This is a genomic window from Mesorhizobium sp. WSM4840, from assembly GCF_055811755.1.
This window is the reverse complement of sequence record NZ_JBVVQD010000067.1, coordinates 1-11529: the sequence shown is the minus strand read 5'-3', so window position 1 is coordinate 11529 and position 11529 is coordinate 1. Positions and strand designations below refer to the sequence as shown.

Genomic DNA, 11529 nt, shown 5'->3' with positions numbered 1-11529 from the left:
CGCGATGCCGTGCTGAGGAAGAAGGAAACCGGATTGAACCGGCGGCTGGTGCAGTTCCGCCTGAAAGACACGCAACCGCTGCTCTTCCACAACGAAGCGATCCTGCGCGACGGCAAGATTGTCGGCCCGGTCACCTCGGGCAACTACGGCCATCATATCGGCGGCGCTATCGGCCTAGGCTACGTGCCGTGCCAAGGCGAGAGTGAGGCGGATGTGCTGTCGTCGTCCTACGCGATCGAAATCGCAGGCGAGCGCTTCGCCGCCGAGGCATCGCTGAAGCCGATGTATGATCCGAAGTCGGAACGGGTGCGGATGTAGCTCAAAACCGCTCCAGCTTCGTTCGCACTTTCTCCACAAACGCCGCCCTCGTCTTCGGTGTCGATGAGTCCATCAGGTAGTGCGCCAGAAAGAACGTCCTGCAGCGGGTGGCGCAGAGCGCCCGCATGCCGCGCAGGATTGTCTTGCGTCCCGGCTGGCCGACGACGACGCTCCACCAGGTCGGTGCGCCGCAGGTCGTGATCACCCCTATCTTCGTCACATGCCTCATCAGCGACTGGATCCGCCCCTTGCCGGCCGGCAGCCGGAAGGCGACGTCGGTCGCCCAGACCCGGTCGAGCCAGCCCTTCAGCATTGCCGGCAGCCCATACCACCATGTCGGATAGATGAAGAGGATTGCCTGGGCCCAACTGAGATTTTCGATATGCCGCTTGAGCGCCGGATCCTGCGGGGCGTGCTCATTGTAGGAGCGTCGCTCGCCGCAGCCCATGACCGGATCGAAATTCTCCGCATAGAGGTCGAGCAGCCGCACCTCCCAGCCCCTCGCCTTCAGCACCTCGATGGCACTATCCCGGATCGAGGCGCAAAAGCTTTCGGGCACAGGATGGCAGTAAACCACCAGGACCCGCATCAGAACGCTTCCATGCTGGCCGCGACCTTCGCTGTGAATCTCTTCCGCGTTTCATCGGTCGACAGGTTCATCGAATAAAGTGCGAGATAGGACACGGAGGCACCTGGCTTGACCGCGGCGCGCAACACACGCTTGACCAGCTTGCGCGGCGGGTCGCCCATCAGCATGGCGTGGAACTGGCTGCCGCCATAGGTGGTGACCGCCGCCAGCTTGCGGATGTTGTGCAGCGACGGCTGCACCTTGCCATTGACCAGCTTGAACGAGACGCCAGGCAGGAAGACGCGGTCGAAAAAGCCTTTCAGGATCGCCGGATAGCCGAAGTTCCACACCGGAAACGACAGCACCAGCGCCTCTGCCCGCAGCAGGCGCTCGACATAGGGCGCTGCCGGATCACCGGCGCCGCGCTCGTCGTGATAGCCGAGCCGCTCGGCCCGCGTCAGCCGCGGATCGAAATTCTCGGCATAGAGATCGCAGTCGTCGACCGCGTGGCCGGCGACCGTCAGCCGCTCGACGATCACCTTGTGCAAACCGGCATTGAAGCTGGTCTCGACCGGATCGGCGTAGAGAACGAGGATGTTCATCACCCCGCCTTCTGCAACCCCTTGAACAGGAACGACTTGCCCGAGCGATAGTCGTAGTCCGGGTTTTCCCAGGCGATCATCTTGCCCGGATTGAGCAGCCCTTGCGGGTCTGTCTCGCGCTTGAAGGCGAGCTGCACCTCGTCCGTCTGCTTCATACCGCCCTCTTCCAGCGTGTAGCGGTGCGGATTGAAAACCCAGCAGCCATTGTCCTCGTGGATGCGGATGATCTCGTCGAGCCGCTCCGCCGTTGTGAAGCGCACCAACGGCAGCCCGGCCACGCCGATCGCGCCGTCGAAGCGGATGAATTCGAGATGTGTCGGCACTTCGTCGCCGAAGCGGTCGATCATCGCCTTGACGTAAGCGAGGTGATCCGGCGAAGGATAGCGGGTCTGCAGATAGGTAATATCAGGGTCGACCCTGATAGCGCGCAGCGTCGTGTGGTTCCAGGTCAGCTCATAGGCCGGCGGCAGGCCCTTGAGATCGGCCTCCTTGTCGGCGCGGAAGACGATGTCGCCCTTGCTGCGTCCCGTGAGGGCGACAAAGGCGTCCATCGCCTGCGGCGCGATCATGCAGACGACGATGCTTTGCTCGCGCCGGAAGAACCTTTGATGCCGCTTGAAATAGTCATAGGGGATCGGCGCGGCGATCGGCGTGATCAGCTTCGCCAGAATGCCGTCCTGGATGGCCAGGTCATTGCCGAAGCCGGCCGCATCCATGAAGTCGTCGAAGCCGACGATGACGTCGATCCAGTCGTAAGCAGCGGTCAGCGGCATCTCGACCTCGGTGATGATGCCATTGGTGCCGTAGGCGTGCATCACCTTCAGCACCTCCTCGCCGGTAAGGTCCATGATGCGAGGCTCCGCCTCCATCGTCACGGTCCGCAGCCGGATGACATTGCCGAGGTCGCGCAGGCCACCCCAGCGGATCGAGCCGACACCGCCCGAACCGCCGGCGACAAAGCCTCCTATGCTCGCCGTGTTGTAGGTCGATGGCGACATCCGCAGCTCCTGGCCGGAATGCGCGCGCGTCGCTCTGTCGATCTCGGCGAGGACCGCACCCGGTCCGGTCACGACGCGGCCGGGCGCGATCGTCTTGACTGCATTCAACTCGGCGAGATTGAGGACGACGCCGCCGGACAAAGGCATCGCCTGCCCGTAATTGCCGGTGCCGCTGCCGCGCGGCGTCACCGGAACGCCATGCCGGTGGCAAGCGGCAAGCACACGGATCACCTCGTCTTCCGTCATCGGTGTCACGATCATGTCGCCGGCGACATGGTCGAGCTGCAGCTTCAGCACCGGACTGTACCAGTAGAAGTCGCGGCTCTTCTGCTGGACGATCGCCGGATGGTCGTCGATCTTCAGACCGTCGAGATCGCGTTTCAGGGCAGCCAGGTCCATCATTCCACCATCAGATCATCGAGTTCGGCATAATCGGGCAAGCAGCGTTCGATGGCGCGACCCTCGCGTACGACGATGCGATCCGATTCGGGCCGCGACAGCAATTCCGTCCAGTTCCGTCCCCTAAAGACGACGAAGTCAGCAGCACCGCCGGCGGCGAGCGTGCCGAAGCCATCGAGCCGCATCACCTGGGCTGGTGTCGAAGTCACCGCTTGCGGCCAGTCGCCGACCGGGTGATCGAAATGCAGGATGCGCGTCGCCATGCGGTAGACCTCCAGCATATCGAGATCGCCATAGGCGTAGAACGGGTCTCGGGTGTTGTCGGAGGCGACGGCCACAGGAATCCCGCGCGCCTTCATCTCGTGCAGCAGCGTTATCCCGCGCCAGCGCGGCGTGGTCTTGTCGCCGCGCCGGTCCTGCAGATAGAGATTGCACATCGGCAGCGACACCACGGCAAGCCGCGCCTTCGCCACCTTGTCCAGCGTGTCGAGCACATCGAGATCGGGCTGGCGTGCCAGCGAGCAGCAATGGCCGACAAGGATGTTTCCCTCAAAACCGTTCCACAGGGCCGCCTCGGCGATCTTCTTCAGCGAGATCGCCGAAATATCATCGGTCTCGTCGGCGTGGAAATCGAGGTCGAGGCCATGCTTGATTGCCTCCGCGAACACCTGGTCGAGAAGCTCTTCCAGGTCCGGCAGCATATAGGTGACGACGCCGAGCACACCCTTGGCCGCAGCGACGCGTTTGGCCAGTCTCTCGAACCATTTCTTGTCGCGCACGCCTTCGATGCCGAGCAGGCAGGCCGCCTGCAGTTCGATGCGGCCACGCCATTTCTCCCGTATCGTCTCGAACACCGGCCAGGAGATCTCTTCCTGCGGCGCGACGCTGTCGAGATGGGTGCGCAGTGCCCTGGTGCCGTGCGCATAGGCGGAGCGCAGTGAAAAATCCATGCGGCGGGCGACGTCGTCGGCGCTCCAGCGGGCGACACGGTCGGCGCCGGTTGCGTTCAGCGCGCCCATGAATGTGCCGTCCGGATTGGGTTTTCGAGGCCAGATATGGCCCTTGTCGATGTGCGTGTGGCAGTCGACGAAGCACGGCATAACGATGCGTCCGCCGAGGTCGACGGCCTCTGCGGGTGTATTGGACTGGCGATGCGCGATAATGCTGGAAATCCTGCCGTCGGCGACGGCGATGTCGGCGAGCGCAAACCCATCGCTGTCATAGGCAGCGGAGAGTCCCGGCGTCAGGGACGCATGAAGCCGGGCGTTGGTGAGATGATAAGGACCAGAGGCCGGTATCTCCAACATTTCATCGCTCCTGCTTCAGCGCGCTCTCGTGCCAGCGCCGCAGGATCAGATGCGAGATCAGTGACAGCACCAGGAAGATCAGAATGCCGGTGAACGAGATCAGGATCAGCGCCGCGAACAGCCGCGGTGCGTTGAGCCGGTAGCCGGCCTCGATGATGCGCGAGGCAAGCCCAGACGACTGGCCGGTGGCCCCGGCGACGAACTCCGCCACCACCGCGCCTATCAGCGACAGGCCGCCGGCGATCTTCAGCCCGCCGAGGAAATACGGCATCGCTGCCGGCAGGCGCAGGTAGCGCAATTGCTGCCAGCGGGTTGCGCCGTTGAGCTTGAACATGTCGCGGAGGTTGCGGTCGACGGAGTTGAGGCCAAGCGTGGTGTTGGACAGGATCGGGAAAAAGGCGACGATCCAGGCACACAGCAGGAGCTTCGTCGTCTGGTTGTCGACATAGATATTGATCAGCGGGAAGATCGCGACGATCGGCGTCACCTGCAGGACGATGGCAAACGGGAAGAACGACATCTCGACCCATTTCGATTGCGCAAACAGCACCGCCAGCCCGACCCCGCCGATGACGGCCAGAAGCAGGCTGAGGAAGGTGATCCTGAGCGTCACCAGCAGCGAGGAGAACAGCAGCCCGGCATCGTCAAACAGCGTTTGCAACACCACGCCGGGGCGCGGCAGGATATATTTCGGGATGCCATTCCAGACGCAGATACGGTCCCACAGCCAGATCGCCAGGATCATGATCGCCAGCGGCAGCACCCATCGGCCAATCCGCTCGAGCCGCTCCTGGCGCACGCGACGCGCCTCCTCGGGGTCGAGTGTCAGAGTTTGCTCTTCAATGGCCGTCATGATGGGGCCCGGCGGTTGAGTTGATGGCGCCGATCAGCACATCGGACGCTTGGCGGCAGAGCGCGGCATAATCGGGCGAGGTGCGGAAGGTTTCATTGCGCGGATAGGGCGCATCGATGGCAAGTTCCCTGAATACCCGGCCCGGTCGCGCTGCCATGACAACAACGCGATTGGAGAGGAAAACGCTTTCGAAGACGCTGTGGGTGACGAAGACGACGGTAAAACGCTCGTCCTGCCACAGTTCCAGGAGATCGTTGTTGAGCTTGAAGCGGGTGATCTCGTCGAGCGCCGCGAACGGCTCGTCCATCAGCAAAATACGCGGCTTGGTCACCATGGCGCGGGCGATCGAGACGCGCATCTTCATGCCGCCGGACAGTTCGCGCGGCACGGCATTCTCGAAGCCGGTCAGGTGAACCCGCGCCAGCATCTCCATCACCGCCGGCGCAGCCTTGGCTCGCGACACGCCCTTCAGGCGCAGCGGCAGCCAGACATTGTCGAAGACATCGGCCCAGGGCAGCAGCGTCGGCTCCTGGAAGACGAAGCCGATATTCGAGCGGTCGAAGGCGCTGCTGCCGCGCCAGTCGAGCAGGCCGGAGGTCGGCGTCGCCAGACCCGCAATGAGGCGCAAGGCCGTCGACTTGCCGCAGCCGGACGGGCCGAGAAGGCTGAGGAAATCGCCTTCCCTGATCGTCAGGTCGACGTCGCTGAGCGCTGTCACGCCGTTGGAAAAGACCTTGCCGACGCCGCGCAGCGCCAGCAGCATCGGACCTTTGCCCGATGCGCTTGCCGGCGCTTGCGCCACTTTCTCCTGCATCATGCCTGAGCGCTATTTCTTCAGGTCGAGCCCGACGCCCTTGTTGACGAAGGCCAGCGTGTAGGACTTCTTGATATCGACGCCGGCCGGCACGACCTTGGCCTTGACCATCTTGTCGTAGAAGCTTTGGATGCGTGCGTCGGTCATCGCGCCGATGCCGAGTTTTTCCGTGTCGCCGGAATCGACGATACCGAATTTCTTCATCTGCTCGATCGAAAACGCGATCTGCTCATCCGTCATATCCGGATTTTCCTTCTTGATCATCTCGTTGGCGGCCTTGTTGTCGCCGTAGAGGTAGCTGTACCAACCCTTGGCCGAACCATCGACGAAGCACTGTACGACCTCGGGCCGCTTGTCGATCGTCTCCTGCATGGTCTCGACCGTGGTCGCATAGGTGTCCCAGCCATAGTCGGCCAGCAGGAACTGGTTCGGCGTGAAACCGCCCTGCTTCTGGACGGCGAACGGCTCCGAGGTGACATAGCCTTGCTGGATCGACTTCTGGTTGGCGATGAAGGGCGCCGGATTGAAGGTGTAGGGCACGCGTTTGGCGGCATCGAAACCGAGTTCCGTCACCATCCACTGGAAGAAGGTCTGCGCGCCCTCGTCGCCGAGGATGTACTGCTCGGCGTTTTTCAGATCCTCCCATTTGTCCAGGCCCTGGCCAGGCTGGGACATGATGACCTGCGGATCCTTCTGGAAGTCGGCGGCCACGACGCGCATCGGAATGCCCTGCTGCACGGCGTCGAACGCCGACAGCAAATTGCCGCCCATATAGAAATCGATCTTGCCGGCGAGCAGCAGCGGCCGGCCGCTGACCTGCGGGCCGCCTTGCATGATCGTCACGTCGACGCCGCACGCCGCATAGGTGCCGTCCGCCACAGCCTGGTAGTAGCCGCCATGTTCCGGTTCGGCCAGCCAGTTGGTGCCGAAGGTGACCTTCTCGTTCGCTGCTGCGCTCAGCGTACTTGCGGCAAGCAGCACGATCGCACCCGCCGAGATCTTAAATTTTCCGTCCATCCACACCACCCTTTATTGGCTCCGGCGCGCCACGCGCCGGGCTCGACACCATCGGTTCAAAGAAGCAAGACACATGCCATCGCCGGGACCGCCCGCCTGCGCAACAGTCGTGCGCGAAGGCCGGACGGGTCATGCTGTACCGAAGGCATCGTGCCTATTTTTTGAACGCCTGTCCACAATCGCCCTGATAGCATGCACTGCATCTTGAGGGGGCCGCCAATCCGGCTTTAGGCTCACATCAGATTGGAGATTTCCATGTTCAAATTCCTGACGCCGAAGTCGATCAAGCCGCCCTTCGCCCGCTATAGCCATGGCGTCGAGGTACCGCCCGGCAAACGGCTGGTGCTGTGTTCGGGCCAGGTCGCCATCACTCCGGACGATCAGATCCCGGAGGATGCCGGCGCACAGGCCGAACTCTGTTTCGGGAATATCGCCGCGATTCTCGGCGACGCCGGGCTTGGACTTTCCGACATCGTCCGCATCAACGCCTATGTCACCGACCGCGCCTTCCTGCGACCCTATATGGACGTTCGCGACCGCCTGTTCACCAGCCCGGCGCCGGCTTCGACGCTGATGATCGTCTCCGGTTTCGCCCGGCCGGAATTCAAGGTCGAGATCGAGATCATCGCGGCAGGGTGAAGGCTGAGAATCGACAGGCCAGTGATCTCAAGTTACACGACAAAGGCTGGTGCTGCCCCTCGTCCGCCTGGCAATCCCCCTCTCCCCGTCCTTCACGGGGAGAGGGTAAGGGTGAGGGGCAGCGCAGACGAGCATTCCGTATCTTCGAGGTTCAAAATGGCCGGAACAAACAAACGCGTGTGGTGGGGCGACTACCGGACCACCGAATACGCCACCATCGATCCGGAGGCGACGATCGCGGTTCTGCCGGTGGCGGCGATCGAACAGCACGGGCCGCATCTGCCGGTTTCGACCGACACCTCGATCATGAACGGCATGCTCGAAACGGTGATCGCTCGCCTGCCCGGCGATCTCGACATCCGCATCCTGCCGGTCCAGGCAGTGGGCAAGTCGAACGAGCACCTGCATGCGCCGGGAACCCTTACTCTGCCGCCGGCGACCTTAATCGAGGCCTGGACCGAGCTTGGCCTGTCGATCGCGCGGGCCGGGTTAAGGAAACTGATTGTCGTCAACTCGCATGGCGGCAACGAGGAGATCATGGGCATCATCACCCGCGAATTGCGCGTGCGGGCGAAGATGCTGGCGGTGAAGACAAGCTGGCAGCGCTTTGGCCGGCCGGCCGGCATGTATACAGAGCTTGAGGACCGCCACGGCATCCATGGCGGCGACGTCGAGACCTCGCTGATGCTGCATTTCCGGCCGGATCTGGTCGACATGGCAAAGGCCGACAATTTCGTGTCCAACGTCGCCCGCGCTGAAAAGGAATTTTCGCTGCTGCGCCACACCGGAACGCACGCCTTCGCCTGGATCGCCACCGATCTCAACCCGAACGGCGTGGTCGGCGACGCCAGCATTGCAACGGCCGAAAAAGGCAGGCTTACCGCCAACCATCAGGCTGACGGTTTCATCAGCCTGTTGAAGGATGTGCGCAAGGCGAAGCTGGCCGACTGGCTGGCGAAAGAAGCTCCCCGCTAGCGCCGCGCCGCCCCTCACCTGCCTGCCGGCATCCTCTCCCCGTAAACGGGGCGAGGGACGCTGTCATCGACGGTTTCGCCAATCGCCAGCGTTGACGAAAGGCGCCAGCGTTGCTGCCAGCCCCTTCTCCCCGTCACTATACGGGGAGAAGATGCCGGCAGGCAGATGAGGGGCAGCGGCCGACGTCGCCAATACCTGCAGCGATCGCAGCACGATTAGGACTCGGTTGCTTGGTGGCTTGATGGCTCAAACAACTGTCCTCAAGACTAGGAATCAGCCGTCTATCTTCAACGCAAAAGGCGTGCCTTCGAAGGCCTCCGCGCCGCGCCCGATCGCCTCGATCGCGCGGATCATGCGGCCGTTGCGATCAAGAAGCGCATCGGCGACCGCAACCAACCGCGGATTGGGTGTCGCCGTCGGCGACAGCGCGCGCAGCGTCTCGGCCAATTCAACCTCGCAGCGCTTCGGCGCCAGTGCTGCCGCGATGATGTAGGCCGAGGCGGTCGACCGGCTGATGCCGGCATAGCAATGCACGACCAGCGGCCGCGCCCGATCCCATCGGCGCGCGAAATCGAGCAGGTTGCGGACATGGATTTCGCCCGGCATGGTCATGCCCTCTTGCGCCACGGCAATGTCGTGCATGACCAGATGCAGATGGTTTTCCCGGGCGATCGAGGCCGGCCGCGTCACCTCGGTACCGGCGGCCAGCAGGGAAAGCAGCCGCTCGGCGCCGGTCTTCGCGACGGTTTCCTCGACTTTTGACAGCGAACAGACATGGATCATTGCTTGATCTCCTTGGTGTCGCGTTGTTGCGCCCAGTCGGCAAGAGCCAATTCGAGTCGCTGCCATTCCTCGTCCCCGCCCGGCAGCCCGGCGCGCAGCACATGCGGCCGGTCGGAGAAATGGCGGAGCAGGATGCCGCGCTCGCCAAGCACCGAAAACAAACCGGCGGCGTCCGCCAGCCTGATATAGCGGAACAGCGTGGTGCCGCCGGCAACAGCAACGCCGAAGCGGCCGAACAGCGCATCGACCCGCGCGGCATCCTCGGCCAGACGGCGCCGCATCTCGACCTGCCAATCCACGTCGGCAAGCGCGCGGATGCCATATTCGAGCGCCGGTCCGGCAACAGCCCACGGTCCGAATTGCGCCTGTAGCCGTTCGACTGTCAGCGCGTCGGCCAGTGCAAAGCCAAGCCGCAGGCCGGCGAGGCCAAAGAACTTGCCGAAGGAGCGCAGCACGACCATGCTGCCTTGCTCGACATCGCCGGCCAGGCTTTCCGCGCGCGGGCCGACATCCATGAAGGCTTCGTCGACGACCAGCACTCCGCCTTTGGCGCGCAATCTTCCGGCAAGCCCAAGCAGCTTCTTGCGTTCGATGACGCGCCCGTCCGGATTGTTGGGGTTGACGACGATGGCGAGGTCGGCTCCTGCCAGGGCCTCGAAATCGTCGACCTCCATCACCGCATGACCGACGATCGCCGCTGCCCGCTGATGTTCGGCATAAGTCGGCCCAAACACCAGCGCCTTGCCGGGGCTCGCCAGCGAGGCGACGCGCGGCAACAGGATCTGCGTGCCCGGTGCCGCCACCACATTCGCTGCCGATGGCGCGCCATAGGCGCTTGCCGCGACGTTGGCCAACTCACGGGCGCGCGAAGCTTCCGGCAATCTTGACAGAGCGGTGGCGGGCGGCTCGAAAAACGGGTAGGAGTGCGGATTGATACCGGTCGAGAGGTCGACGAAGGGCTGCGGCGCATTGGGAAAAAGCGCCAACGCCCGGCCAAGGCTTCCGCCGTGATCCAACACTGCCGCCGCTCCATCAAGAGACTTCATGTCGATCCTGATCGCTTTCCTGTCACTGGTTGTTGAATTCGCTGTCGGCTACCCGGGCTGGCTGCTTGGCGCCATCGGCCATCCCGTCACCTGGTTCGGTAGGCTGATATCCTTTCTCGACCGCAGGCTCAACCGCGCCATTGATTCCGACGCCGTCCGTCGTCGGCGCGGCATTGATGCACTGCTGATCATCGTGCTGGTGCCGGCCACCATCGCTTTCGCGGTTGAAACCGTGCTTTCGGGCATTCCAGCCGGACTGGTCCTCACGGCAATTCTGGCGACATCGCTGCTGTCGCAGAAGAGCCTGACCGAGCATGTCGAGCAGGTGGCCGACGGACTCGACAATGGCGGGCTCGACATCGGCCGTGCTGCCGTTTCACGGATCGTCGGCCGCGATCCGAAAAAGCTCGACAAAGCCGGCGTCTGCCGCGCGGCGATCGAAAGCCTGGCCGAGAATTTTTCCGACGGCGTCGTCGCGCCCGTCTTCTGGATCGGCGTCGGTGGGCTGGCCGGCGGCGTCGCCTACAAGGCTGCCAACACCGCCGATTCGATGATCGGCCACCGCACGCCGCGCCACGAGGCCTTCGGCCAGGCGGCAGCGCGCTTCGACGATCTGATCAACCTGCCGGCGTCGCGGCTGACCGCGCTGCTCATCGTGCTGGCCGCCTTCTTCGTCAAAGACGCCGATGCCGGCAACGCCTGGCGCACAGTGCTGCGCGACGCGAAAAAACACCGCTCGCCCAACGCCGGCTGGCCTGAGGCCGCGATGGCCGGCGCGCTCGGGTTGGCGCTCGCCGGGCCGCGCTCCTATGACGGCGTCATGGTCGACGATGCATTCATGGGCGAAGGCGGCCACCGCGATGCCGAGAGTGTCGACATCAGGCGGGCACTGAAACTCTACCGGGTAGCCGACTTTCTGCTGATCGCGCTGTTCGGCTTGCTGTCGGTGATTGTTATCGCTGCGTGACGCCCAGACCAGACCTGCGCCGGTCGAAGATCGGCTAAAATAACAAACCCGCCTCAGGGGCGGGTCGCTGGCGCAAATCAGCACCATGCAGAAATTACTAGCACAACTGCCGGCACAAAGCCAGAACAAAATAGCTGTGGCCGCCAAGGCAGGGGGTGTGCCGGAGCGCGGCTTCATTCCAGCTTGGGTTCCTCGCCCCACGAAAGTGGGGAGAGAAGCTATGGGGCGGCGGCGAGGGTTGTG

The 11529-nt window shown here is 63.5% G+C and carries 13 protein-coding genes; 4 read left to right on the top strand and 9 right to left on the bottom strand.

The window, feature by feature from the left end; genetic code table 11:
* Window positions 1-318 (top strand): glycine cleavage T C-terminal barrel domain-containing protein (locus tag AC0L3I_RS36200; RefSeq protein WP_473530138.1); only part of this gene is annotated, 318 nt, incomplete at its 5' end.
* A 1-nt stretch (window position 319) separates the two neighbouring features.
* On the opposite strand, the gene AC0L3I_RS36195 is transcribed toward AC0L3I_RS36200, so the two are convergent.
* From AC0L3I_RS36195 to AC0L3I_RS36165, 7 genes are read right to left on the bottom strand one after another with little or no spacing between them, the layout of a single operon-like run.
* On the bottom strand, window positions 320-907 hold the full coding sequence (locus AC0L3I_RS36195; protein WP_473530137.1) for an NAD(P)H-dependent oxidoreductase: 588 nt from the start codon (window positions 905-907) through the stop codon (window positions 320-322).
* Window positions 907-1488 (bottom strand): NAD(P)H-dependent oxidoreductase, encoded by a 582-nt coding sequence (locus tag AC0L3I_RS36190; protein ID WP_473530136.1) that lies wholly within the window; start codon window positions 1486-1488, stop codon window positions 907-909. Before AC0L3I_RS36190 ends, AC0L3I_RS36195 begins: the two co-directional genes overlap by 1 nt.
* Window positions 1488-2885: an FAD-binding oxidoreductase gene (locus AC0L3I_RS36185; protein WP_473530135.1), complete on the bottom strand. Its 1398-nt coding sequence runs from the start codon at window positions 2883-2885 to the stop codon at window positions 1488-1490. Before AC0L3I_RS36185 ends, AC0L3I_RS36190 begins: the two co-directional genes overlap by 1 nt.
* On the bottom strand, window positions 2885-4192 hold the full coding sequence (locus AC0L3I_RS36180; protein WP_473530134.1) for a cytosine deaminase: 1308 nt from the start codon (window positions 4190-4192) through the stop codon (window positions 2885-2887). The genes AC0L3I_RS36185 and AC0L3I_RS36180 overlap by 1 nt, the downstream gene beginning before the upstream one ends.
* Window position 4193: 1 nt before the next feature.
* Window positions 4194-5045 carry an ABC transporter permease gene (locus tag AC0L3I_RS36175; RefSeq protein ID WP_473486623.1) on the bottom strand — a complete coding sequence of 284 codons (852 nt, stop codon included), beginning with the start codon at window positions 5043-5045 and terminating at the stop codon, window positions 4194-4196.
* Window positions 5032-5862: an ABC transporter ATP-binding protein gene (locus AC0L3I_RS36170; protein ID WP_473486624.1), complete on the bottom strand. Its 831-nt coding sequence runs from the start codon at window positions 5860-5862 to the stop codon at window positions 5032-5034. The genes AC0L3I_RS36175 and AC0L3I_RS36170 overlap by 14 nt, the downstream gene beginning before the upstream one ends.
* Before the next feature lie 9 nt (window positions 5863-5871).
* A complete protein-coding gene (locus tag AC0L3I_RS36165) occupies window positions 5872-6876 on the bottom strand; it encodes an ABC transporter substrate-binding protein (protein WP_473486625.1) in 1005 nt (334 codons plus the stop codon).
* Between the two features lie 255 nt (window positions 6877-7131).
* Here AC0L3I_RS36165 and AC0L3I_RS36160 point away from each other — a divergent pair, with 255 nt between their 5' ends.
* Window positions 7132-7515, top strand: coding sequence for a RidA family protein (locus AC0L3I_RS36160; protein ID WP_473530133.1), 384 nt, complete (start codon window positions 7132-7134; stop codon window positions 7513-7515).
* 156 nt (window positions 7516-7671) lie between these two features.
* Window positions 7672-8490, top strand: coding sequence for a creatininase family protein (locus tag AC0L3I_RS36155; protein WP_473530132.1), 819 nt, complete (start codon window positions 7672-7674; stop codon window positions 8488-8490).
* A 273-nt stretch (window positions 8491-8763) separates the two neighbouring features.
* Here the strand turns inward: AC0L3I_RS36155 and AC0L3I_RS36150 are convergent, their stop codons facing one another.
* Window positions 8764-9273: a tyrosine phosphatase family protein gene (locus AC0L3I_RS36150; RefSeq protein ID WP_473485381.1), complete on the bottom strand. Its 510-nt coding sequence runs from the start codon at window positions 9271-9273 to the stop codon at window positions 8764-8766.
* Window positions 9270-10319 (bottom strand): threonine-phosphate decarboxylase CobD, encoded by a 1050-nt coding sequence (gene cobD / locus AC0L3I_RS36145; RefSeq protein WP_473485380.1) that lies wholly within the window; start codon window positions 10317-10319, stop codon window positions 9270-9272. The genes AC0L3I_RS36150 and cobD overlap by 4 nt, the downstream gene beginning before the upstream one ends.
* Between cobD and cbiB the strand changes: the two genes are divergently transcribed.
* Window positions 10318-11286, top strand: a complete 969-nt coding sequence (cbiB, locus tag AC0L3I_RS36140; RefSeq protein WP_473530131.1) for an adenosylcobinamide-phosphate synthase CbiB — start codon at window positions 10318-10320, stop codon at window positions 11284-11286. The genes cobD and cbiB overlap by 2 nt on opposite strands.
* Window positions 11287-11529: the final 243 nt, after the last annotated feature.